Genomic DNA, 22467 nt, shown 5'->3' on the forward strand with positions numbered 1-22467 from the left:
GCCGTTTACTTTCAGTTTGCAGCCTCAACTCATCCCACGCCGCAGCAGCCAACTTCGTAAGCTCGTGAATTGTAACGCCGGGAACAACAGCCTTGGCGATCTCGCACAGGTGCTGGTGATGCATCAGATAAATCACCTGGCCAGCGCTTGCCATCTGACCAAACAACCTGAAAAACCTCCTCGGACCGGAAATGGTCGAAGGTCTCCACGATTTCGTCGGCAATGAATGGCGCAGAGGGTCGAAACTGGGCGAACTCGTAATATCCGGCAAGCCGCAGGGCCAGGTAGAGCTGAAAACGCGCACCCGTTGAGAGCGCGTCGGCGACCTTGGACTGCCCGTCGCTGCAATGCGATGAGGACTTCTCCGCCCTTCACGGGTTGGGTCGCAAGCCCCGAATACTGGCCCGCGTGATGAGTGCGAAAGCGTCAGACGCCCGCCTCGTCATCCCGGAGCGATGGTCCCGACGGCCAGCGGCTACTAAGCCTTGCCCTGCGTTCAACGCAATCTATATTCTGTTCAACACAGGAGGTTCTCATGGCTGCGCAGACACGGACGGCTGCAGAAAGCGAAGCAACGGTCGCATCGACCCGCAATAAACTTGTACTGGAGCAAGCGAAAGCCGCCGGCCTCCTCGGCGCCGCGAAGAATACCCGTCTTTCGGGGCGGATGCCCTCGGAGTTGATCGAGGCGGCCAAGAAGCGCGCCCATGTCACCTCGGATACGGAGCTGTTGGAACTGGCGCTGTCGCGCCTGGCCCTCGAAGATGACTTTGGCGCCCGCCTGGTCGGGCGTAAGGGCAGCATCCCGGCGGACATAGATCTTGGGGTTTGATCTTTCCGAAACCCTCCGAGCGCTAAAGCCCCAAATGCACAACGGAACGCTGAAGCGCAGGGCCGACGACGATCTCCCATGGGTTGCTGACGAACCTGCGATCGGGGGACCGCTGTTTCTGGATACGAGCGTCTATCTGGATGTCCTGCAGGGACGATCGCCGGTTGAAGTCGATACGCTGCTTACTTATCGCCGATGCCACCATTCCGCTGTCTGCCTGTTTGAGCTGACCCAAGCCTTTGGTCGGCTGGACCCTAAGCATGCCTCCACAAAAGCTGTCCTCGAGACGATTGAAGCCACGGTAGAGGACATTCCGGACCACCGACTTCATGCACCGGACGATGCGATCTGGGGACAGGCCGGGATCTTGGCTGGCTTGCTCTTCCGGCTGAGCAATCTGCCCAAGAGGGAGGGGCACGAGCGCCGCTTCCTAAATGACGCCCTCGTGTTCCTGCAGGCGCGTCAGTTGGGTGCGAGCGTGCTGACCGGCAACGTCCGCGATTTTGATTTCCTCACCCAGGTTCTGCCGACGGGACGGATCATCCTCTATCGAGCTCCGCCGGAACGGCGGTCATCATGAACGTCACGGTTGGTCCTCCTGTCGACTGTGAGCGACCATCCCTGTCCGAAAGGGATCGCTCTACGTTCACCCGGATTATCGAGGTTGACAGTGCCGGCCCATCGATTTAAGTTCGCGTTAGTGTCCACTAACGCGAAACACTGGACAGCGCTCGGAGACTCGACGAGGCGCACGATATTCGAATTGTTGGTCGAACAGCCTTGTTCGGTCAGCGGACTTGCTCGTGTGCTGCCTGTAACCAGGCCGGCGGTCTCTCAGCACTTGAAAGTACTCAAGGATGCCGGGCTTGTGGCCGACACGCGCTCAGGCAAGGAACGAATATACCGTATCGATCCGGACGGCCTAGCAAGTCTGCGCGCGGAAATCGATCAGTTCTGGAGCAAGACCCTGGCGAGCTACAAACTGGCCGTCGAGCACCCAAAGAAGGACCAGCCATGAGCAAGCTTCCTGCAACCGCGCCCGTAAGGCATTTCGTCGTTGTCGAGGCACCTATCGCGCGTGCCTTCAAGGTCTTCACCGAGGATTTCGGGAAATTCAAACCTCGCGAGCACAATCTTCTTGCCGTACCGATCGCAGAGACGATCTTCGAACCCTGGGTCGGGGGCCACGTTTACGATCGCGGCGTGGACGGCAGCGAATGCCGCTGGGCTCGTGTGTTGGCTTACAATCCCCCCAGCCGGCTGATTCTGAGCTGGGACATCAGCCCTCGGTGGCAGATTGAGAGCGACCTGAACAAAACCAGCGAATGGGAAGTCCGGTTCACGGCTGAGACGGAGAACCGAACCCGGGTTGAGATCGAGCACCGGAATCTCGAACTCCATGGCGAAGGCTGGGAGGGCGTGCGCGGGGGGGTTGATAGCGATCAAGGCTGGCCGCTGTACCTGCGGCGGTTCCAGGGCCTTTTCCCCGGTGCGGCGGCCTGACCCGTCCGCGCCCTTGCGAGCATGACTCGCAAGCACCGTCTGGTCCACTGCGATTCCAGGGAGTGGAGACAACATGGAAGTCTATTGGTTAAGTCTTCTCGGCGTGCTCGCGCTCTGCTTGCTATCGGTAGTGTTGGCAGTCTACTCGGGTTCGTCCAGAGGTTTGCAGGAGCGCTGGCAGGACCGGTAGTCCCGGCAGACGACGACAACCGGCGCTATAGGATCGACCGGGTTCACATGAATTCGGTCGAGGCACTGGCGCCCTTGATCGTGCCCGCAGTGCCAGCGATGATGGTTGGTCTTGGAGCGGCCAGTTTGGCGACATTGGTCTAGACCCACCTGGCGATACGCCTCCTCCACCTGGGAATCTACCTGCGTGGTGGAAACGCCGCCAAGGGGGTAGTGTCAGGACGATCTTGTACGTCTCTCTGGCGCGCTGCTCACGTTGGCCCTCATCGTTTTGACTGGACGGGCAGCACTCAACTGACGTTCGCCACTCCTTGGAGCCCACAGTTCACGACTCAAAGCAGCGATCCCCACCCGACCCTTAGTCTTCCGCGTGCCGATCTCAGGCGAATGCCGCCTTGCCCGCTCGGACTCGACGCCCAGCAGTTCGAACTCACTTTCGGGCCTGCAAAACTACCTCGCTCCCGGCGGGGGAATGGCCAAGTGCGCGTGCTTCTGGAAGATGCCAATCTTATCGGGATACGTAATCCGGACCTCGCGTCCGCATTCCTCGCACTTGTAATGGGAAACGACCTGAAACCAGCTGCCGTTCCTGACGACGGCGAAGTTGCAATGCGGGCATTGGAAAGTCAGACCGACGGAGGATAGACTGGGAGAGAGGGACATTGCAGCGCCTCGCATTCTGGAGAGCTCATGCTTGGCTTCCCGCCGCACCCTTCGGCACGGCGGGCGGTCTTCTCAGACGTTCAGGTTACTGGATGACTTTCACGATTTTACGTGTGCCCGGGTCAACGACAACAGTCCGGTTGTCAACGACGACGTAGCGATATTTGACGTTGGGGACTTCATGAAGCTCGACGCTGTCCGGGAGCGTCGAGCCGACATTCAACTCTACCCCAGGGACTTTCACCGAAGCGAGCGGCTGCTTTTTCACATATTCCTTGATGACGGTTTCCTGCTGCGGGTCAATGACCACGTCCTGGGCGGCGGCGGCACCGACACCGGCCAGCAGCAGAAATCCTGCCGCTGCGGTGGAAAGATGCATTCTCATAGCTATCTCCTTGTGGGCTCGTGGGCGCAAAACATAGCGCCAAAGCGCCCCAAACCTGCAGCTTCTCTAGACGTTCCAAACGGAGCCTTAAGGCTGGCCTTGCGTAGGGACCTAAGTCTGATTCGCTGCGCGCAATGGCCCCGGAACTGCGTCTGTTTGTACTCGGTGCGGTCCCTCAAGGGAGGAGCCTATGGAGAACAGTGTTCACAAAGCTCGCTGGCCGCTTGCACCGGTTTTCGCCACCTCCATCACGTTGTTGGTGATTGGAATAGTCGCGAGCTGATGGCATAGCCAGAAATGACGCTCAAACAGTCCCAGAAATTGTATCTGCGCAGCTACGGCTCCTTCCTGCGCTGGTGGGGTCCGCCCGCCAAATCGAGGAGTGGCGGGCGGATTTCTCATTCGCAGCTGCTGAGTGAACAGGAAAACGGAAATTGACTAGAACGAGGCAACCAAGCCTACGTCGACTGGGGCCTCTTTTCGATCGATGCGTTTTTGAGGTGGAACGTTTCGCGCGGGAAAATTGCATTTCGCCAAGTCAAAAGATCGGCAACGACCACCAGGCCCTCACCAAGGCAGTGAAAAGCTGCGAGATCACCATTGAAAAACCCGCCGCACTCCAACCAAGAGTTGGGGATTGCATATCCGGCCGCATGTTCGCTTTTTGCACACCGTTGACGCGTGCATCCTGACGGGCACTACATTTGATCCATCGGCTTCTACAGCGACGGTCTTCTGAAGCTTGGGGGGTTAAAATGCCTTTCAGACGAGCCGGTCTATACCCATCCGATCAGGACCTTTGCCAACGCGTTTTCGACCAACTCTGCATTGAGGAGAAGATCGCCCGGTCCTCCCAAGCTGGCCAAATGCTCGCAATGCAAATAGTTGCCGCTTTCGAGAGACAGGCTCGAACGACACCAATCTGCTCGAGCTCGTGAGAGCGAAACGTAGCATTCTTCGCCCCAAAAATTTCCCAGCCGCTACTCCATAGCGGGGGGAAAGATAAGCGTTACGAAGACGCCTCGGGACGCATATTCGCACCTCAGCTTGTTCCACGACATCACCTTGCCAGGCGCCGTTTTGCTTCTGGAGCCCCATGATCTCATGGTGCCGCTCGACGATCAGACCACGGCAGCGAGGATTCCTCCTTGCCTCGTACTTGATGTGGAGGCTGAGCCATTGGCGCTCGCGTACTTTGCCGAACGCTGGTGTTTCTCCAGCCCGGCGGATGAGGCAGCCGTTTTTCGCCGCTGGTGAGTTCATTGATGGACTTGGAGAACTCGTCAAAATGCTGACGAGCTCGAGCGAACGCCGCATGAATCCGACCTCGCGCTGCCACTAGATCGGTGTGCGGCTAGCGGCCAAAGGCTCAAACCGTGCGGCTGTGTCCGTGCTGCCAGAATCGATCTTCGCCAACCGCGATCTCGCCTCGGCCACGGGTCGTTGCGCAGCCTGTATCCTGCTGCACAGCGCGAGATTGATGCCGACACCGCAGCCTTTATCCAACATTTCATTTGCACGTTCCAAGAAGCGTTCGGCCCGGTTAACCCCGAACGCAGCGGCGAGTCGAGGTGAATGTCGGCCGTGTGTACGAATCGAAATGCCATTCGGGTCTCCGCGCGGAGCATAGAGGGGTTCGGTCGCGGCTCGATGAAAAAATTCCAGGATATGCGTTGTCAGTTGTCCAAAAGATTCGCAATCGCTTACGCTTATGCTTCCGTCCAACTCCATCTGCGTCGCCGCTATGCACCGTGCCGATCAGTAGTCGTCCGATCGTTTGTCATCGGCATTGGTCGGTTCTTTGGAGATAGCGCGCCGCAACGTGTCGTTGATCCGATCCTGCCAGCCCGGTCCATCTTCCTGGAAGTGGTCCAGCACGGCCCTATCGATCCTGATCGAAACAAGCTCTCTGATGTTTGGAGCCGACGGTTCGCGAACCGGCGCCGCCGGCTTTTTGATCGGCTTGAAGGCGGCTTCAGCGGCCGACATCGGATTTGTGGGTCGGCGTGGAGGATTTGCCATTTGATGATCCTGACTGGTCATAATGCTTGTCGAGCGGTTCAGTGCGAATGCGCATCATAATCATGTACCGCAGCCCACCGACAAAAAGCAAAAGGCCGGACTGTTGAGCCCGGCCAAGTATGAAGGCAGCTTAAACCTCCAAAGCGGAACGCGCCGGACGAATGGCAGGAGAATCCGATGCGATGTCAGGCTATCCCCAATCACATTGCTGTGGGATGCAACAAGTCTAAGTGCTCTGCGGGGCAACGCCACGTGGCCAACTCCTACGCTGGAGGACGCAAACGCGAAAAACGCAGGGGGCTTCCCGCCTTCCGTTGCCCGACAAGCTGGTTCACACGATCGTTTCTGATGCGTTGCAGCAATCTGCTGCCCAGGTCTCTCCATCACACCAAGCTCGCGCGCTTTTTACACGGCGGGGTCAGTACATTCGTGACTTGCCGCGCTCCTGCGGCTTTCGCCAGGGCGCGCGAGAGAAATCAACCTGCTTTGCGGAGATTGCCAGCAGAAGACTTGCCGGTACGTCGGTCCTGCTCGATGTCGTAGTTGATCTTTTGGCCCTCAACGAGGTTCGACAAACCAGCGCGCTCGACGGCGGAGATGTGAACAAAAACGTCCTGACCGCCATCGTCGGGTTGGATAAACCCAAACCCTTTAGTGCTGTTGAACCACTTCACGGTTCCAGTTGCCATGTGCATATACTCCTTGTGACTTCCGAGCGTGTTTGATCGACGAAGAGGCCAGACCGGTTGATAAATAGACGCAGCAAAAGCGAGAAATCGCAAGGCCCGGATGGATCGACCAGAATACCAACTTCTCTCGGATGGCCCACTCGTCTCACAAGTCGACAGGAATTTTCCTTTCCGGCCTGAAGCTCCTCCAGTCATCCTTGCTGTCCTGGGTTATCACGGCCCGCTCGTTTCCCTCCGGCCCTTAGCTTGCCGACTTGCGTTTCGAGTTCTTGGTCGACCGTGCTGACGCGGGCACTATCCGGCTCATAATGTGTCACCTCAATGTCTACAGTCGAGGCTTGGTCACAAATAGTCGATGCCAACTCCGACGTTACGCGCCCAAAAAGCCATTGATCCGGAGCACGACCCCTGCAAAGTCCGACCTTTAAAGGAACATTTCGCCTATGGCGGAGTTGGGCGCGTGGCCCGTGATCGGACGCCAACAGATGATGCCGGCGGGCTTTTGGGAGGAAGCCATGATACGTGCCATCCCTTCACTCCACCTTTCCCGTCGCCGCGCATTGCAATTTGGGCTGGGAGCCAGCCTCGCCGCCACGACGGGCCTGGCGCCGGTTTCGCGCGCCTATGCCAAGGAGGAAGTGCAGGACGAGGACATCTTCCGCTTTGCGCTCAACCTGGAATACATGGAGGCCGAATACTACCTTCGCGGCACCACCGGGAAAGGCATCGACGCCGCCGATGCCGGTTCGAAACCCGGCGATGTCGTCGGCGGAAAGAAAGTGTCCTTCGAGACACCCGCCATCGGCGAATTCATGCAAGAGGTTGCTGAAAACGAACTCGCGCATGTCCGGTTCTACCGCAAGACGCTTGCAAAGAACGCAGTCGACAGGCCGGCCATCGATTTCGATGCGGGGTTCAAGGCGGTTGCGGAGGCAGCGGGCCTCGGGCGGGACTTCGATCCCTTCGGCAACGAAACGAACTTCGTTCTCGGCGGCATGCTGTTCGAGGATGTCGGCGTCACCGCCTATGCCGGTGCCGCGACGGTTCTGAAGAACAAGGAGTTTCTCGCCGCCGCCGCCGGCATATTGGCGGTCGAGGCCTACCACATGGGAATGGCGCGCTCCACACTGTACCGGAAGGGAGAGAAAGCCTGGAAGGCCGCCAATGCCGTCTCGGACGCACGAGACAAGATCGACGGGCCGGAAGACAAGGACCAGGGCATCCAGGTGAACGGCAAGGCCAATTTCGTTCCCTCGACGCCCGACGCCATCGCGTTCACCAGGACGCCGAAGGAAGTGCTGCGGATCGTCTATCTCACCGATAAGGACGGCGTGAGCAAGGGCGGCTTCTATCCGGAAGGAATGAACGGCACCCTGAAGAGCACCTGAGCCGCTCGCGCCAGGCGATCGGATCGCCGGAAGAGATGCAGCGGGCCTGCGGCCGGCACTGCTGGTACGGCTGCGCGACGATCACGAATCAAATCCGCCGCAGGAGTCTTGCGCTCCCGGTTGTCCATCCTAATGATGCCACCCCCGCGGAGCGGGAGCCTTCCATCGCGTCGATTTTGAGCAGCTATTGTTCTGACCCCTTGTTGACCGCGATTTTGAGACAAATGCAGGAGCTGTCCGGTTCAGCGCGATTCCTGAATTAACATCAGGGCCGCCGCGCCCTGACCTTACCGGGCAGCGTCTCGCACTTGGCGAAGTCTTGCGCTGTCGAGTTCTGCAATAGCGACAGGCACGCTGCCAAATCACCCCAGCCAATACCTCGGCCCCGGCCCCTTGCGTCCTGCCATATCGGCAGGGTTCGCAAGGCTACACCGGTCCATCGACAGGCAGCCGCAACCGATGCACTCGGTAAGTCCCGACCTCAGGCGCTGCAACTCGGCGATGCGCTGGTCTATGCGCTTGGTCCACTGGCCCGACAACCGCGACCAATCCCGACGCGACGGCACGCGATCGGCTGGCAACTTGGCAAGCTCGGCGCCGATCTCCTCAAGCGTCAGCCCAATTCGCTGCGCGAAGACGATGAAGGCGATTCGGCGCAGCACGGATCGCGGGTAGCGTCTGTGTCCCGAGCCGGCCCGCTCGGACGCGATCAGCCCGCGCTCCTCGTAGAAGCGCAGGGCCGATGAGGCGACGCCGCTGCGCCGTGACACGTCGGTGATGGTCAGCATGGAATCCATGCATGAACGAAAGCACAATTCCCGCTTGACTTCAAGTTAACTTGAACTTGTAGCAAGAGGCATACGGATCAAGGGAGCACTGGCAATGCAGACGAATATCGAACTTCAGGGACTTCGCGTGGCGGTCACGGGCGGCACGTCCGGCCTCGGACTGGCGCTTGTGCGGCAGCTTGCCGCACAGAGTGCGTGCGTCGCCTTCGTCGCCCGCACCGCCGCGAACGTCGCACGCATCGCTGACGAGACGGGCGCGCACGGCATTGTCGGCGACGTCGGCAAGAAAGAGGACACTTACTCGATTGCGCTACAGGTAACCGCGAGCCTCGGCGGGCTCGACGTCCTGATCAACAATGCCTCGAGCCTCGGCCCTGTCCCTCTGGCGCTCCTCGCCGATACTGAGTGCGAGGAGCTGGAAACGGCGCTCGCGGTCAACCTGGTCGGCGCGTTCCGGCTGACGAAGGCTCTTTTCGGTGCGCTTGCGGCGTCCGCGCGCGGCGGCCGTGGCGCGCTGGTGATCAACCTTTCCAGCGACGCCGCGGTGAACGCCTATCCCGGCTGGGGAGCATACGGCGCGAGCAAGGCCGCTCTTGCCCATCTGACAGCGATTTGGGACGAGGAGGCGAAAGCAGACGGCATCCGGCTCCTCGCGCTTGACCCCGGCGATATGGACACCCCACTGCACGCGCTCGCGATCCCTGATGCTGATCCGGCGACCTTGAAGCGCCCCGAGCAGGCAGCTGCCGAGATCATCGAAAAGATGCTCGACGCGTTGCCGGTCCGCTCTACGCTTCTGGCCGGAGCACATGGATGATTGCCGCCGATCGTCCCGATCGGCGCTCCGCCAGGCTGTTCGTCGTCCAGGCGGACGGCACGATGCGCGACCTGCCGCGAGCTGGACTCGCGACGCTGTTCAACCCCGGCGATCTGGTCGTCGCCAATGACGCCGCGACCTTGCCTGCCAGCTTGCACGGCACGCATGTCCCAAGCGGTGAGGCGATCGAGATCCGCCTGGCGGGCTGGCTATCACTTCCCGATCCAACCCGATTCGTGGCGATTGCCTTCGGCTCGGGCGATCACCGCACGCGCACGGAAGACCGGCTGCCTCCACCTCCGCTGTCACTAGGCGATCGCCTCCGGCTCGGCTCGCTTGACGCCGTCGTCGAGCGCCTTCTCGACCATCCACGCCTTCTCGAGTTGCACTTCCCAGGCAATCGCGCAGCGGTGCTTGCAGGACTGGCGCAGCACGGCCGGCCGATCCAATACGCGCATGTTCCCGAGCCGTTGGCACTGTGGGATGTTTGGACGAAGATTGCCGCCGGGCCGGTCGCGTTCGAGGCGCCATCGGCAGGCTTCGCGCTCGACTGGCGCACGCTCCAAGCCTGGCGTCGGCACGATGTTGGCTTTGCAACACTCACGCATGCTGCGGGCGTCTCTTCTACCGGCGATCCCGCGCTCGACTCGCGCCTTCCCTTCGACGAGCCATACCGCATCCCTGGGCACACCGCGGCGCAGGTCGCGTGGGCGAAGCTGCGCGGCAGCCGCATCATTGCGATCGGCACGAGCGTAGTGCGCGCACTTGAGGCAGCCGCCAATCCCGGCGGCAATGTGCGTGCCGGAAATGGCATTGCGACAGGGCGCATCGCGCGGGGCACGCGGCTTCGCGTGGTCGATGCGGTTCTCACGGGCGTCCACCAGCCCGGCGAAAGCCATTTCGAGCTCCTGCGCGCCTTTGCCGACGATGCTCTGCTCGCCAAGGCCTCCGCGGCCTTCATCGCGTATCGATACCGCGCGCATGAATTCGGTGATTCCATGCTGCTCAATCGCCAACCGCTGCTTCTATCGCGCGAACGGAACCGCGCCGAGGTGCTCCCGAGAGCGCCATGCGCAACTATGCGGGCCATCGGCTCTCGCCCCGGCTTGGCCATCTGATGGTGTCGCGCTCCGAGACCGCCAGACCGTTGCTGACCCGGGCGAGATCATGCAGCTCCCGCCCGCCGACGAGATCGTCATGGTGGCGGGCACGCCGCCGATCCGCGCGAAGAAGGCACGCTACGAGGATCGCCGTTTCATCGGATCATGGCGCCGCCGGTGCTTACCAGGCCGGCACAGCCCGGGCACGGACGACTGGAGCCCGGCTGCCGCTTCGGGCCAGGCCGGCGAGCATCGTGTCGGCCGACGCAGCCGGCGCCGCAGACATCGGCGACGAAGATCCAACGGGATCGGAACGGCGTCAACAGCCCGAGCTGAACCGCGCCGCGCCGGTGGAGAAGAGGGCGCCGATCGAGAACGATTTCGACGGCGGCTTCGATGACGAGGCCGATGACGACACTGCGCGGATCAGCCGCGGCAACCAGATTATGCAGGGCATGGCCCGCCAGGTCTCGCTCGATCCGAACGAGGGCATGGAGCTGCGAGGCGCCCGTGGCCAATCCGTCGAAGAAGCAGCGCCTGTCGGTCTGTCTCGAACCCGAGGTGATGAAGGCGCTCGCGGCCCACGCGGCACGACGTGACCAATCGCGCACGCTGATTGCAGAGGCGGCCGCGCATGGCGCAGTTTCGAGGATTAATCTTGTGCCTCGGCCGATCTTCGCCCTGATGCGCGCCGCAGGACGGCTCGGGCCTGCAATCCCCGACAGCTGTGCGGAGTGGCGGGCCGAGCGCACCGCCACACTCGACGCAAAATTGAAAGGCCGATGGCGATGCGACCAGTCAAGGCCCGTCCGGGTCAGCAATCGGATGTCGCTCCCCTCGATGCGCGCATGCATCCGGTACCCGTCATACTTGATCTCGTGAAGCCAATCGGGGCCGTCGGGCGCTTCGTCGACCAGGCGCGTCAGCTGAGGCTCGATCCATTTCGGCGGATGCGTTTTATTCGGCCTGAGGGATCCACCGTCTTCCGCGTCAAATGGAGGTAAAGCGTCGTCATGCGGGCCAGACTACCACATGATGACGATATATCCGCTGCAGCTTCTATCGGAAATCCCGCGTCTTCACCTTGATGCCGTCGATGTGCTCGTATGGATCGACGATGTTTCGGCCCTTCGGCAGGCTCCGCGGATCGACACCCGGCGCGCCGTGATGGGCTTCGTCACCGCGGCCATGCGGCACGGGAAACGGCGTCTCGCGGTTTCCCAGGCTGGCCAGCTCGGCTGACAGGTCGGTCAACTGATGGGAGACGAGATGCACCACCTCCCCTTCCCGCTGGATGCGGCCGCGCACGCCGAGCATGGCCGACGAAAGAAGCACGCGACGGAATTTCTCGAATACCTTGACCCAGACGACGACGTTGGCGGCGCCCGTCTCATCCTCCACGGTGAGGAACATGAGGCCTTTGGCCGAGCCTGGCCGTTGCCGGACCAGAACCAGGCCGGCAGCCTCGAGCCAGCTTCTGTCTCGCCTGCATGGCCTCCTGACAGGTCACGATGCTGCGCCGGCGAAGATCGGCACGCAGAAACGCCGGATGGCTGCGCAAGGTCAGCCCGACATGGCCATAATCCTCGACAACGTCGCGGCCGGCCGTCATGGGCCTGAGCGCAACAACACGCTGGTGGATCTCGGGCAAGTCTTCTTCTCACGGCAAGCAGCGGCCGCAAACAGCGGCAGAGGTTCGTCGCGAAACCGGCAACGCTGTCCAACGGCGTGCGCACCCTGGTACCGCTATACATCAGCGCCGGCACCCGCGTCGTGCTGATGACTGCCGATGGCGCCTACGTGGAGCGCGCGAAGGAGGGCGTGCAGCGATCTTCAGGGCGGTCAAACAGCTTTGTGCTGGCGTATCGCCAGACGAACCTCGCTGGCGACCTATCGAGTTCGCGCCTCGGTGCGGACGCTCATCTCTCACTGAGAACCGGCATTTAATCAAGAACTCGCTAAATTAGCAGTTTCTTGCACACCTTTGGAACTTTGTAGCTTTCGTTACATTTTCAACCGCATGCGAGACTCTGTGGTCCACGGCCCTGGAATGACGGTGAACAGATCACCGCCTCGCTACTCGCTCGTCCTGCCCATATACAATGAAGAACAGGTGCTGCCTCGGCTGATCGAGCGGATCAGTTCGCTTATCGACCGGCTGGACGGCGAAACCGAGACCATCTTCGTCGATGACGGAAGCCTCGATGGAAGCGTCGAATACCTCCAAAAAGTGGTTGCCGCCGAGCCGCGCTTTCGGCTGATCGAATTTTCCCGCAATTTCGGCCACCAAGTGGCGATTACCGCCGGTATGGATGCCGCTGCGGGCGATGCCGTCATCGTCATGGATGCCGACCTGCAGGATCCGCCGGAAGTCGTTCTCGATCTGGTGGCCAAGTGGAAGGAAGGCTTCGAGATCGTCTATGCCCGCCGGGTCAAGCGCGAGGGCGAATCCTGGTTCAAGCGCTTTACGGCAAGTCTTTTCTATCGCCTGCTGGAGAAAATGACGTCGGTCGATATTCCGCGCGACGTCGGCGACTTCCGCCTGGTCGGCCGCAAGCCGCTGGAAACCTTCAAGCGTATGCCCGAACATGACCGCTTCGTCAGGGGCATGTTCGGCTGGATGGGCTTCAAGCAAACGACCGTGCCATTTGAGCGCCACGCGCGAACCCTGGGCCAGACCAAATACCCATTCTGGAAGATGGTGCACCTTGCGGTTCACGGCATCGTCAGTTTCTCCGAGAAGCCCTTACGCCTGGCGCTCTGGGGCGGATTGGCCATTTCCGCGCTTGCGGTGATCTTTGGCGCCTATGCCATCTTTGCCTCGTTTTTTGAAACCGGCATCATTGCCGAGTGGACATCCACGGTGGTGATCGTGTCGCTCCTGTGCGGCATCAATCTTTTCATGACCGGTGTGGTCGGGCTCTACGTTGGCAGCATCCACGCCGAGGTGAAACGCCGCCCGCTTTATGTGATTAATCGGCTCACCGGCTTCGACGAGGCGATGCGTACCGTCTCTGGTGAGCGCCGCCTATCGTTTCACAAGCCCAGGAGTGGAGTCCCCGCCAATGGCCGAACTCTTCGACAGCTATAATTCCAACTATGGCGAGGCGGTCGAAGGGTCCATCCGGTTTTCCGGACTCAGGCACGACTTCTTCCTTGTCGCCAAGGCGGACCTGCTGCGGCGTCTGGTGGTCGAGCGAAAGCTTCGGCAGGATGGGTCGGCTGTAAGGGCGCTGGATGTCGGCTGCGGCGTCGGTTCGCTCCACCGCTATCTCGACGGCGCTTTCGACAGCCTCGATGGCTGCGACGTCTCGCAAGACTCGATTTTGCGCGCCAGCCAACACAATCCGCGTGTGGCCTACAGGACCTGCAGCACGCAGGGGCTGCCTTATGAGGACGGCACGTTCGATCTGGCTTTCGCCAGTTGCGTCGTCCATCACGTTCCGCCCTCCTCCTGGCTCGATTTCTTCCTGAAAATGCGGCGCGTCGTGCGGCCAGGCGGGGTCGCCTGCATCATCGAGCACAATCCCTATAATCCCCTGACGCGTCTTGCGGTGTTGCGGTGTCCGTTCGACCACGACGCGGTCCTCCTCAACGCTGCCAACGCAGCGTCCCTCTTTCGGGAGACCGGGTTCCGGGACATCCGATCCGAGCATTTCCTGCTGCTGCCGTCGGCAAGGCCTTTCGCCAGAAGAGTCGAGCGCGCGCTCGCGTCGCTGCCGCTTGGAGCGCAGTATGCCTGCAGTGCGCAAGTCTGAGGGCCCCTCGACCAGCGACGCCGGCCTGAAACTGCTGGTGCGTTTCGGGTCGGTCGGCATCGCTGCAACGATCCTATATGCAGTGATGGCCACCGCTTTGGTCGAATGGCAACGGTTCGGCCTCTCGCCGGTCGGTGCCTCGCTCGCAGCTTATACCGCTGCCGCCCTGTTTTCTTATCTCGCGCATAAGTTCGTGACCTTCGCGTCGAGCGGATCGCATCGATCGGAGGCTCCGCGTTTTCTCTTGCTGACGGCAACCGGCTTCGTGGTGGCTTACGCGGCGCCGGCGCTTTTGACTGCGAAACTCAGTCTGCCGCCGACCATTGCCATCCTGGTTACATGCTTGCTTGTTCCAGCGGTCAATCTCCTCATGCTCGACCGCTGGGTTTTTGCGCAGCGAAGACGCGGCCAGCAGCGTGATCGCCCGCCCTAATCCGCGTCAATGGAATCGAGCCGGAGCGACAACAATTTGATGGAGCGCTTATAGATGTTGCTGGCGGCAGGAGTTTGCGGAATGCCGTCGAGGTAGTCGAAGGCGATGTCAAGTGTCTTGGCCTTGGCGAGGGCCGCCGGTGGAATGACGAACGATACCGTGCGTGGCTCTTTGCCGGACAGCGTCACCGCATGCACCCGAACGCCGTTCACCGAGATCACAACCCTTTGCATGATCTGGGGCGGACGAATGACGGCGGCCATTTGCAGCGTGGCAGTCAGACCGTCGCGAAGCGGCGGTATGTCCAGGCGAAGCCGCGAGGTCTCGCCCAGCGAATGGGTGCCGTCGGCTACCGGCCCCGACCAGCCACAGACCATCATGCCGGTTGCCTTTTTGGCTCCGTCGGACCGGAACGACACCGTCTCGCCAAGTGTGTAGCTGCCGACCGCATCGCGATTGAGGCAGGTCGTCGTCCGGCCGATGTAATAGGCGCGATAGTCGGAATTGACGTCTGGATTGAGAGCAAGCGCAAGGATGATGATTTCTGCCCCGGCCAGAACCGCCGCCAGCGTGTAGCCGCCAAGCGAGGCCGCGCGCCGATGCGGGCCCGGAGTGCTAGACCAGGGCAAGATAGCCCCCGATCCACGCGACGGTCATGAAATAGCAGGCGCCCAGGAAGAGACCCAGAGCCGCAAGAAAAGTCAGCTTCGACGCCGACAACAACGTGGTCAGCAACATTGTCAGAGGCGCAAGCCCAATGACGTATCTGACCATCGAGGCCAGGTTGGTGATCAGCGGCAGGATGATGCAGCAGGCGCAGAACAACGCGGCGCCATATTGCCTGCGAACCGCCAGAACCGCCGATAGCGCCAGTCCTATGAGTGCGGCGAGCGCGCTCCATTGCGGCGCCGTAGGCAGCCATCCAGTCGTCGGAACGGCCGAGAGTCCATCCCATATGAAGGCGAGCGGATTGCCCGCCACACGTCCAAACGCGCGCTGGACGTGCAGGAAGGCAAAGCCGTCCCCGACCGTCAGATAGAGGAACAGGATGTAGGCGAACAAGCCGGCAGGCGAGATGAGAATTGCAACGAGCAGATCCGGTCGGCCAAGCACCCAACGTGGGAAAGAAAGCGCCGATCCGCCCTTTGCGCGGTAATCCCTGAACATCTGAATGACGGTCGCAAATACAACAAGCACTCCGACGAGCCTGGTTGCCGACAGCAGAGCCGATGACAGCCCCGCGGCCAGATAGCTGGAGCGTTTGAGTGCCAGAAAAACGCACGACGTCAGGAGCACGAAAAGAGGTTCGGTCAGGAAAGTCGTAAAATGAAAGGAGAACGGGCCGCTGAGCAGAAAGGCGCAATATAGCACATAAGCGCGCATGTTCTTCTCGAGCAGCGGCCACGCCACCAGACAGGCCGCGTAGCTGCACGCAACCGATGTGATCGACGCGAGCAGTATCGTCGGCAAAGGGAAAACAGACCGGATTGCCGCCACCAGCATCGGATAGAGCGGAAAGAAGCCCCAGCGTCCGACATTGCTCTGGTTTGGAATGGGAAAGCGCTCATAACCGTGTTCGGAAATGTCGACATACCACGCGCAATCCCACCGGCAGAGCGCCTGGGCATAGGCTGCGAAGCCTGGTTCCGCCGAGATCGAGGCAAATGCCGCATAGCGAATGGCCAGTCCACCGACGACGAATAGCAGCGGCACCACCACGACCGCAATAAAGTGGCCACCGGCGTTCGGACGCGCGACAGCTTCGAGCGCCACAATCTGCCTCCACCCGTTCAAGTGACTGGCGCCACTCAAAGCTAGATGACGCGCGCCCGGGCGAATTCAAGGCATGCAACGCGGCTCAGATGGCGATAGAGCTACGCCGCGCTTCTGAGCCAGACCAGCATCTCGCCGGGGTCGCGATTGTCCCAGGCAAAGTACGGCACGGCGGTGAGTTTCGCTTCCGCCACCGCGCCAGGAGATGCCGGCCGAACAGCTTGCCGAAGATAAATTGCAGCACGTCGCTGCCTTGCACGGTGATGATCAGGAAAGCGATCAGCAACAGGTTGCGGCCTTCGAAGCCTGGGCGATCCGGGTGAGGTGATCGATCATTCAACATAAGCGCGTTTCCGCTGAATCGGCGGCGGAAATTGGTCGAAGGTATCGCCCGGGTCCTAGAATCCGAAAACCTGGAGGACGCGAATGCCTTCTGGCGCAGCACCGCCAAGACAATTCTCGTCAACTCCGGCAGGCACAAGCTGAGCGGCCGACATGCGGGCGCTTCTCTGAGTTTCAGTTCTCCTCGCGGGCCGCAGCTTAATAGCGGCCATTCGGCAAAAGGAACAAAGTGCGGTGTCGCTGGTTGAGATTTGTTGAGACCAGAGCGGAGGCTTTCCCCGCTGTCTCATCCAGCGCAAGGATTCGCCGTGGGCATTCTCGAGAGCCTGAAGAAAGCTACCGAGCAGGCGACGGGTATCGCGCGACCGAGAAAGCAAGAACTCGCCGAATTTGTGAAGATGAAGAAGCCACTCGAATTTCGGTTCAAGGATGACGGCCTCGTGCCGAACCACCCCTTCTGGCCGTTTGTCGTCTATCGCGGCGCCGTAAGGTCGGTGGAACAATTTGATTCCGCAGCCGTGCTGGAAGAGCTTTTCGAGGCCAATGGCTGGAGTAGCGGCTGGCGGGACGGCATCTACCACTACGTCCATTACCATTCCCGCAAAAATAAAGTGCTTGGGGTTGCGGGCGGAACCGGCAAGGTTCGGTTCGGGGGCAACAGCGGACGTACATTGTCCTGGAAGGCCGGCGATATGGCAGTTCTTCCGGCCGGCACCGGTCACCACTGTTTCTCCGAGTCTGCTGGTTTCCTGGTGGTCGGCGCTTATCCCGCATCCGACGCTTATGACGAATGCACAACAGCCCAGGAACATGAGCGGGCATTACGAACGATTCCCAAGTTGGCCGTCAACGCAAGGATCCGGTCTATGGGAGCAAAGCGCCGCTGGTGTCAGTGTGGGAAAAATGAAGCTTGAAGATGAAGTCCGCCACGTTTCCGAAGACTTGGACGATGATGTACTGAGTGACGCTGTGCGGGCGCTGCATCGTCGGGTGAAGATCGTTCATGATTTCGATATCCCCTACATTGCTGGATACAGCAAAGATGGCAGGACGATTTATATCGATCGCCATATGCCTCGCACTATGGATTGGAAATCGGCCAAGGTCCGGCTTGCCCCATTTCTGCTAACGCACGAAATCGTTGAAAAGGCGCTCCTAGACGAACTCGGGCTTCATTATCTGCACGCGCATCAAATCGCTCTTCGAGCCGAACGCGATGCAGTGAAGGCGGCGGGTGTTGGCTGGTCCGCTTACCAGGCCTTCAACAAAAAGAACGAAAAACCGATCTCCGAAGAGAAGCTCAAGAAGATCCCCAAGGATCTTGACCTGACGCCCTACCGCGACATGAGTGACTTTTCAACGCTCGAGCGTCTGCTGAAGGCGCAACGATAGCGGACAAGCCAATGGTCCTCGCTTGCCAGTTCTATGACCGCCGCCTCGACAGTTCAGCATCGACGAGCTCGCGGCACATGTGCAAATGAGCGCATCGACCCTGCACCATCGTTTTCGCCAGCTGCAGCTCGTTCGCATGGCGCTGCGTGCACCGAACTGTCGCGGCGGTCCCGTGTTCTCAACCGAGATACACAAAAGCTACCCGTAAAAGCGAGTCGTTCAAGCCGCTTGGGTTTTCATGTCTTCGCCGCTCACCATTTTGGTCACAGCGGAGAAATCGAGCTTGCCTGAGCCGAGGACAGGCACTTTCGCAATGACGCGCACTTCGGCCGGCACCATCAGGTCCATGGCGCCGTTGGCCCTGGCGAAGGCCAGGAATTCGGCACGCGTGGCGTTGACAGCCTCGGTAATGAGGACCAGCTTTTCGCCCTTGCGCGCATCTGGCACGGCGGCGACTGCCGAGAGCGAGCCTTTCCACAATTCGCCCGCCAGTGCCTCGACGGCGGCCAACGAAACCATCTCGCCACCGATCTTGGCAAAGCGCTTCGCGCGGCCTCGAATGGTGATGAAGCCGACGTCGTCGACGGCGACCACGTCACCGGTGTCATGCCAGCCGTCTTCGAGCGGCTCGAGCACGCCCGGCTTCTCGGTGCGCAGATAGCCCGCCATGACATTGGGCCCGCGCACGAAAAGCCGTCCGCCATCCTCGACGCCAGGCACCGGGTCCAGGCGGTACTCCATACCCGGCATGATTTTGCCGACACTGCCGGAGCGGTTGTACATCGGCGTGTTGATGGAGATCACGGGCGCGGTTTCGGTCACGCCATAGCCTTCGAGGATGCGCAGGCCGAACTTTTCCATATAGGTCGCGCGCGTAGAAGCCTTGACCGGTTCCGCGCCGGCAAAGCAATAGCGCACTGAGCGGAAGTCGTAAGGGTGTGCCGTACGCGCATAGCCGCTGAGGAACGTATCGGTGCCGAAGATGATCGTCGCGTTCGATGCGTAGACCAACTCCGGCACCATCCGATAGTGCAGCGGGGAGGGATAGAAATAGACCGGCACGCCCGAGATCAGCGGCAGCACCGTACCTGCTGTCATGCCGAACGAGTGGAAGATCGGCAGCACGTTGAAGACCTTGTCGCCCGAATGGAAGTCGATACGCGAGGCGGCCTGGGCGGCATTAGCCAGGATGTTGCGATGGGTGAGCACCACGCCCTTAGGCGTGCCTTCGGAACCTGAGGTGAACAGGATCACCGCCGGTTGGCCGGGCTTGCGGGCGACCCGGGGTGTATTTTTGCGCAAAAGGCCGAGCAGCTTGTCCTTGAGGCCAATGGTGGCCCTCAGATCATCAAGCCACACAATATCGACCGAGCGGCCGAGTTCCTCGACCACGGCGCCAAGTTTCGCTTGTTCGACAAAGGTGCGTGAAGTCAGCACCGTGCGCACCTCGGCGGCCTTGCAAGCGGAGAGGATGTTGGCCGCACCGGCAGTGAAGTTCATCATCGCCGGAACCTTGCCGGCGGACATGACGCCGAGCAGCGTCGCACAGGCGCCGTTGGCATTGGGCAGCATGATGCCGAGCGTCTGCTGGCCGGCATAGAGGTTCTTGAATTTCTCTCCAAGCACGGCGGCGGCTGTCAGCAGCTTGCCGTAGCTCAGCGAACCGGTGGCGGGGTCCTGCACGGCCAGTTGCTTCATGCCGCGTTCGCTCGCCGTCTGGATGATCTTCTCCAGCACAGTCTTGTCGATGTCCTGGGTGCGGAAGACGAGATCCGACATGACCTGGTAGAGGGCAGCACCCGCCGCTGCGCGGCGCTTCCGGCCCTTGAGATCCGGCGGTACTTCAAGTTTGGCCGGTTCTAGTATCGTCACCCTGACCTTTGGGAACAGCTGGCGGCGCACATGCAGCGAACTCAGCCGCGAAAAATAGCTCTTCTCCAGGCCGTCGATGCGCACTGGCACGATCATCGAGCCGGTCTTGTCGGCCACCATGGCGCCACCGTCATAGACCTTCATTAGGCCGCCGGTCACGGTGATCCGGCCTTCGGGGAAGATGACAAGCGGATCGCCGCCTTGCACGGCCTTGATAAGCGTGCGGGTCGACATCGGCTTGGCCGGATTGAGCGGCAGGGCGCGCGCAAGTTTCATGAACGGCTTCATCCACCAGGCTTGGGCGATGGTGTAGTCGATGGCAAACACCGGCTCCTCATCCGTCAGCGTCAAAGCCAATGGGCCGTCGAGGAAACTGACATGGTTGAGCGCCAGGATGGGTGCCGGGCCCGCCGCCTTAAGGTTTTCCAGCCCCTCCACCTCCAGACGATGGAAGGCTCGGAACAGAATGGAAACGAAGTCGCGGAAGGCGTTGGTTGGCAGATATCTCAGCATCAGCCAGGCGGCGACCACGTTGAGTGCGGCGAGGCCGAACAGGATACCTCCAGTGGAGACGCCCACTGCTTGAATCGCGGCGACAAGTATGCCGCCCACCGTCATAAAGCCTGCATTGACGATGCTCACCGCGGCGACGACGCGAGCGCGGCTGGCTTCGGGCGCCCAGGCTTGTACGGCGGCGAAGGTTGGTACGACAAGAAAGGCGCTGGCAATAGCCATGCCGGCAAGGTCGATCGCAACATGGACCGTATTTGGCCCGGCGAAGAATATTGCGAGCGTTTCGGCCCCGATCGAAGGCTGCATGCTCCAGATGGTCCAGGCCAGGTCCAAGCCGAACAGTGCCATCAACGCAGTGCCAACCGGGGCTGGCAAGAGCACGATGCGGCCCTGCGACATCCATGCGGCTATGGCAGAGCCAATGGCGATCGACACGGCGAACACCGCTAGATAGGCGGTGACAGCGATTTCTCCGCCACCGAGCGAATCCTTGACCAATGTAGGCAGGATCGAAAGGACAATGGCCCCGATCAGCCAGAACCACGACGTCATCAGTCCGGCGCGCCAGATCCGCTTGTCGGCACGCAAACCGTTCACCTGTCGCCAGGTCGAGCGAAAGATGTTTTTGTCGATGACTAGGTCGGGAGCCGCAGAACCGGTGGACGGGATGTAGCGGCTGACAAACCAACAGGCCACGGCAAGGATCATCATGATCGGCCCGAACACCGAGACGCCAATGCCATCGGCCGAGACGACGCCTCCGGCGATAGTGCCGCCGAGGATGGCGGCGAAGGTTGCCGATTCGATCCAGGCATTGGCGCGGGGCAATTCCTTGCGCTCGAGATGATCCGGCAGGATGCCGTACTTGATCGGTCCGAACAGTGCCGAGATGATGCCGAACATGAGCAACGCGATCATCAGCACCGGGATCGACGACAGGGTGATTCCAACGACAGCGACAGCCGCAGCGGCGATCTCGGTGAATTTCAGCCGACGGGCGATGAGCGCCTTGTCGAACCGGTCGGCGATCTCGCCACCAACGGCGGACAGGAGCAGGAAAGGAGCCATGAAGACGGCACCCGCCAGCGTAACCAGTGATGCAGCCTTGTCCGCCGCCAGGGTGAACAGAATAAGGAACACCAGCGTGTTCTTGAGGAAATTGTCGTTGAAGGCGGAAAGGAACTGCGTCCAGAAGAGAGGCGCAAAGCGCCGTGACCTCATCAGATGGCTAGTCGTATGGCCGTTCGTGGCGATTTCCATTGGGGCGGCTTCCATTGGGCAAGACCGTTGAAGATCGTGGCCGTATCGATCAGCGGTCTTGCGCGGTTTGAGCTTCTTGTAGTGGGAACCCGGTTACACTTCGTTACTGCGGCTCAATTCGATCAGCGGCTTTTGGGTTTGGGGTCTTCTAGCCGCTTCATGCGGCTCGCCTCTTCTGCGTCTCGCAGGGTCTTGGTGATGGTGATCGAGGTATGCACGAGCCTGATCGCCGCCATCGGGCAGAACCCCTTGGCGGCAAAGCTTGCTCCATGAAATTGATGGCGCCGTCATTATCGAAGCGGCGATGGCGAAATTGGCATGGTGAATGTTTGCAGGCGCTTGAACCCTTGGGAGCATAGCTGTTGAAGGTCATCGATATTATCTTTTGGTTTCAGGTGAGGTTGCGCCGGCGTTTGTCTGTCTCCAGGCCGGATACAATCAAGCGGTCTTGCGACGGTCCGGACGAACGCAGCGTCAGCGCTGCTCCGCAGCAGCGGGCTGCAGACGGCGGTCGCCAGCCAGTTTGAGGCGCAGTTGCCGCAACCACTCGCCATCCTCTCCGAGCGGATCGCAGGACAGCTACGCGATTCTGAGCACTGCCAAATCGGCCTAATTTTCCACTGCCGAATGGACGATGAGACGCGTAAGCGAGTTTCCGGACCGGAAGCTATGCGTTGGGTTGCCCAAACGATGCAGAGGCGCTGCTGTGTTGGCGCGACACGCTCGACCGCAGGTGCGGACGGCATAA

At 60.7% G+C, this 22467-nt stretch carries 23 protein-coding genes and 6 pseudogenes; 18 read left to right on the forward strand and 11 right to left on the reverse strand.

Annotation, left to right across the window (positions count from 1 at the left end; all coding sequences use genetic code 11):
* Positions 1 to 58: 58 nt before the first annotated feature.
* Positions 59 to 467 (reverse strand): annotated as a pseudogene (locus NKH99_RS15375) (ATP-binding protein); the annotation flags it as partial.
* Between the two features lie 68 nt (positions 468 to 535).
* On the opposite strand from NKH99_RS15375, the gene NKH99_RS15380 reads away from it, so the two are divergent.
* The 4 genes from NKH99_RS15380 (at position 536) to NKH99_RS15395 (ending at position 2335) form a co-directional block, all read left to right on the forward strand.
* Positions 536 to 832 (forward strand): hypothetical protein, encoded by a 297-nt coding sequence (locus NKH99_RS15380; protein ID WP_353014569.1) that lies wholly within the window; start codon positions 536 to 538, stop codon positions 830 to 832.
* Positions 822 to 1412 carry a type II toxin-antitoxin system VapC family toxin gene (locus tag NKH99_RS15385; RefSeq protein ID WP_353014571.1) on the forward strand — a complete coding sequence of 197 codons (591 nt, stop codon included), beginning with the start codon at positions 822 to 824 and terminating at the stop codon, positions 1410 to 1412. The genes NKH99_RS15380 and NKH99_RS15385 overlap by 11 nt, the downstream gene beginning before the upstream one ends.
* A gap of 120 nt (positions 1413 to 1532) precedes the next feature.
* Positions 1533 to 1850, forward strand: coding sequence for an ArsR/SmtB family transcription factor (locus NKH99_RS15390; protein ID WP_353014665.1), 318 nt, complete (start codon positions 1533 to 1535; stop codon positions 1848 to 1850).
* Positions 1847 to 2335, forward strand: a complete 489-nt coding sequence (locus tag NKH99_RS15395; protein ID WP_353014573.1) for an SRPBCC family protein — start codon at positions 1847 to 1849, stop codon at positions 2333 to 2335. The genes NKH99_RS15390 and NKH99_RS15395 overlap by 4 nt, the downstream gene beginning before the upstream one ends.
* A 937-nt stretch (positions 2336 to 3272) precedes the next feature.
* Here NKH99_RS15395 and NKH99_RS15400 read toward each other — a convergent pair.
* Positions 3273 to 3572, reverse strand: a complete 300-nt coding sequence (locus tag NKH99_RS15400; protein ID WP_352503690.1) for a DUF1236 domain-containing protein — start codon at positions 3570 to 3572, stop codon at positions 3273 to 3275.
* Between the two features lie 297 nt (positions 3573 to 3869).
* Here NKH99_RS15400 and NKH99_RS15405 point away from each other — a divergent pair, with 297 nt between their 5' ends.
* Both NKH99_RS15405 and NKH99_RS15410 read left to right on the forward strand, forming a co-directional pair.
* The gene (locus NKH99_RS15405) at positions 3870 to 4010 is read left to right on the forward strand and encodes a hypothetical protein (protein WP_353014575.1); all 141 of its coding nucleotides are present in this window, start codon (positions 3870 to 3872) and stop codon (positions 4008 to 4010) included.
* Between the two features lie 609 nt (positions 4011 to 4619).
* Positions 4620 to 4829 (forward strand): hypothetical protein, encoded by a 210-nt coding sequence (locus tag NKH99_RS15410; RefSeq protein WP_353014577.1) that lies wholly within the window; start codon positions 4620 to 4622, stop codon positions 4827 to 4829.
* A 501-nt stretch (positions 4830 to 5330) separates the two neighbouring features.
* On the opposite strand, the gene NKH99_RS15415 is transcribed toward NKH99_RS15410, so the two are convergent.
* Together NKH99_RS15415 and NKH99_RS15420 are read right to left on the reverse strand one after the other, a co-directional pair.
* Positions 5331 to 5594 (reverse strand): BrnA antitoxin family protein, encoded by a 264-nt coding sequence (locus tag NKH99_RS15415; protein ID WP_352472951.1) that lies wholly within the window; start codon positions 5592 to 5594, stop codon positions 5331 to 5333.
* A gap of 476 nt (positions 5595 to 6070) precedes the next feature.
* Positions 6071 to 6283 carry a cold-shock protein gene (locus tag NKH99_RS15420; RefSeq protein WP_031194806.1) on the reverse strand — a complete coding sequence of 71 codons (213 nt, stop codon included), beginning with the start codon at positions 6281 to 6283 and terminating at the stop codon, positions 6071 to 6073.
* Between the two features lie 515 nt (positions 6284 to 6798).
* On the opposite strand from NKH99_RS15420, the gene NKH99_RS15425 reads away from it, so the two are divergent.
* Positions 6799 to 7671, forward strand: a complete 873-nt coding sequence (locus NKH99_RS15425; RefSeq protein WP_352835307.1) for a ferritin-like domain-containing protein — start codon at positions 6799 to 6801, stop codon at positions 7669 to 7671.
* Positions 7672 to 8033: 362 nt separating this feature from the next.
* On the opposite strand, the gene soxR is transcribed toward NKH99_RS15425, so the two are convergent.
* Positions 8034 to 8468 (reverse strand): redox-sensitive transcriptional activator SoxR, encoded by a 435-nt coding sequence (gene soxR / locus NKH99_RS15430; RefSeq protein ID WP_352472953.1) that lies wholly within the window; start codon positions 8466 to 8468, stop codon positions 8034 to 8036.
* Positions 8469 to 8553: 85 nt separating this feature from the next.
* Here soxR and NKH99_RS15435 point away from each other — a divergent pair, with 85 nt between their 5' ends.
* The 4 genes and pseudogenes from NKH99_RS15435 to NKH99_RS15450 form a co-directional block, all read left to right on the forward strand.
* Positions 8554 to 9276, forward strand: a complete 723-nt coding sequence (locus NKH99_RS15435) for an SDR family NAD(P)-dependent oxidoreductase (RefSeq protein ID WP_353014579.1) — start codon at positions 8554 to 8556, stop codon at positions 9274 to 9276.
* Positions 9273 to 10394, forward strand: a complete 1122-nt coding sequence (locus NKH99_RS15440; protein ID WP_353014581.1) for an S-adenosylmethionine:tRNA ribosyltransferase-isomerase — start codon at positions 9273 to 9275, stop codon at positions 10392 to 10394. Before NKH99_RS15435 ends, NKH99_RS15440 begins: the two co-directional genes overlap by 4 nt.
* Positions 10343 to 10876 (forward strand): annotated as a pseudogene (locus tag NKH99_RS15445) (type IV secretory system conjugative DNA transfer family protein); the annotation flags it as partial. The gene NKH99_RS15440 and the pseudogene NKH99_RS15445, both read left to right, overlap by 52 nt.
* Before the next feature lie 10 nt (positions 10877 to 10886).
* Positions 10887 to 11003, forward strand: a pseudogene (locus tag NKH99_RS15450) (CopG family transcriptional regulator); the annotation flags it as partial.
* 432 nt (positions 11004 to 11435) lie between these two features.
* Here NKH99_RS15450 and NKH99_RS15455 read toward each other — a convergent pair.
* Positions 11436 to 12080: pseudogene (locus tag NKH99_RS15455) on the reverse strand (OB-fold nucleic acid binding domain-containing protein); the annotation flags it as partial.
* Here NKH99_RS15455 and NKH99_RS15460 point away from each other — a divergent pair.
* The 4 genes and pseudogenes from NKH99_RS15460 to NKH99_RS15475 form a co-directional block, all read left to right on the forward strand.
* Positions 12081 to 12194, forward strand: a pseudogene (locus tag NKH99_RS15460) (elongation factor P); the annotation flags it as partial.
* A gap of 232 nt (positions 12195 to 12426) precedes the next feature.
* Positions 12427 to 13467, forward strand: coding sequence for a glycosyltransferase family 2 protein (locus NKH99_RS15465; protein WP_353014667.1), 1041 nt, complete (start codon positions 12427 to 12429; stop codon positions 13465 to 13467).
* Complete coding sequence (locus tag NKH99_RS15470) at positions 13442 to 14134, forward strand: class I SAM-dependent methyltransferase (protein ID WP_353014583.1); 693 nt, start codon at positions 13442 to 13444, stop codon at positions 14132 to 14134. The genes NKH99_RS15465 and NKH99_RS15470 overlap by 26 nt, the downstream gene beginning before the upstream one ends.
* Positions 14112 to 14567 (forward strand): GtrA family protein, encoded by a 456-nt coding sequence (locus NKH99_RS15475; RefSeq protein ID WP_353014585.1) that lies wholly within the window; start codon positions 14112 to 14114, stop codon positions 14565 to 14567. The genes NKH99_RS15470 and NKH99_RS15475 overlap by 23 nt, the downstream gene beginning before the upstream one ends.
* On the opposite strand, the gene NKH99_RS15480 is transcribed toward NKH99_RS15475, so the two are convergent.
* From NKH99_RS15480 to NKH99_RS15495, 4 genes and pseudogenes are all read right to left on the reverse strand, one after another.
* The gene (locus NKH99_RS15480; protein ID WP_353014587.1) at positions 14564 to 15196 is read right to left on the reverse strand and encodes a hypothetical protein; all 633 of its coding nucleotides are present in this window, start codon (positions 15194 to 15196) and stop codon (positions 14564 to 14566) included. The two genes, NKH99_RS15475 and NKH99_RS15480, sit on opposite strands and share 4 nt — an antisense overlap.
* Positions 15183 to 16340, reverse strand: coding sequence for a putative hexosyltransferase (locus NKH99_RS15485; RefSeq protein ID WP_353014589.1), 1158 nt, complete (start codon positions 16338 to 16340; stop codon positions 15183 to 15185). The genes NKH99_RS15480 and NKH99_RS15485 overlap by 14 nt, the downstream gene beginning before the upstream one ends.
* Before the next feature lie 101 nt (positions 16341 to 16441).
* Positions 16442 to 16534 (reverse strand): hypothetical protein, encoded by a 93-nt coding sequence (locus NKH99_RS15490; protein ID WP_353014591.1) that lies wholly within the window; start codon positions 16532 to 16534, stop codon positions 16442 to 16444.
* A gap of 2 nt (positions 16535 to 16536) precedes the next feature.
* Positions 16537 to 16656, reverse strand: a pseudogene (locus NKH99_RS15495) (phosphatidate cytidylyltransferase); the annotation flags it as partial.
* A gap of 25 nt (positions 16657 to 16681) precedes the next feature.
* Here NKH99_RS15495 and NKH99_RS15500 point away from each other — a divergent pair.
* Genes NKH99_RS15500 through NKH99_RS15510 form a run of 3 tightly spaced genes read left to right on the forward strand, consistent with a single transcriptional unit; the run spans position 16682 to position 18074 of the window.
* A complete protein-coding gene (locus tag NKH99_RS15500) occupies positions 16682 to 16930 on the forward strand; it encodes a DUF6074 family protein (protein ID WP_353014669.1) in 249 nt (82 codons plus the stop codon).
* Positions 16931 to 16990: 60 nt separating this feature from the next.
* A complete protein-coding gene (locus NKH99_RS15505) occupies positions 16991 to 17596 on the forward strand; it encodes a cupin domain-containing protein (protein WP_353014593.1) in 606 nt (201 codons plus the stop codon).
* Positions 17586 to 18074, forward strand: a complete 489-nt coding sequence (locus tag NKH99_RS15510; protein ID WP_352503494.1) for a hypothetical protein — start codon at positions 17586 to 17588, stop codon at positions 18072 to 18074. The genes NKH99_RS15505 and NKH99_RS15510 overlap by 11 nt, the downstream gene beginning before the upstream one ends.
* A gap of 219 nt (positions 18075 to 18293) precedes the next feature.
* On the opposite strand, the gene NKH99_RS15515 is transcribed toward NKH99_RS15510, so the two are convergent.
* Positions 18294 to 21719: an acyl-[ACP]--phospholipid O-acyltransferase gene (locus NKH99_RS15515; RefSeq protein WP_353014595.1), complete on the reverse strand. Its 3426-nt coding sequence runs from the start codon at positions 21717 to 21719 to the stop codon at positions 18294 to 18296.
* Positions 21720 to 22467: the final 748 nt, after the last annotated feature.

The sequence above is a fragment of the Mesorhizobium sp. M0854 genome, assembly GCF_040319815.1.
Classification (GTDB): Bacteria; Pseudomonadota; Alphaproteobacteria; order Rhizobiales; family Rhizobiaceae; genus Mesorhizobium.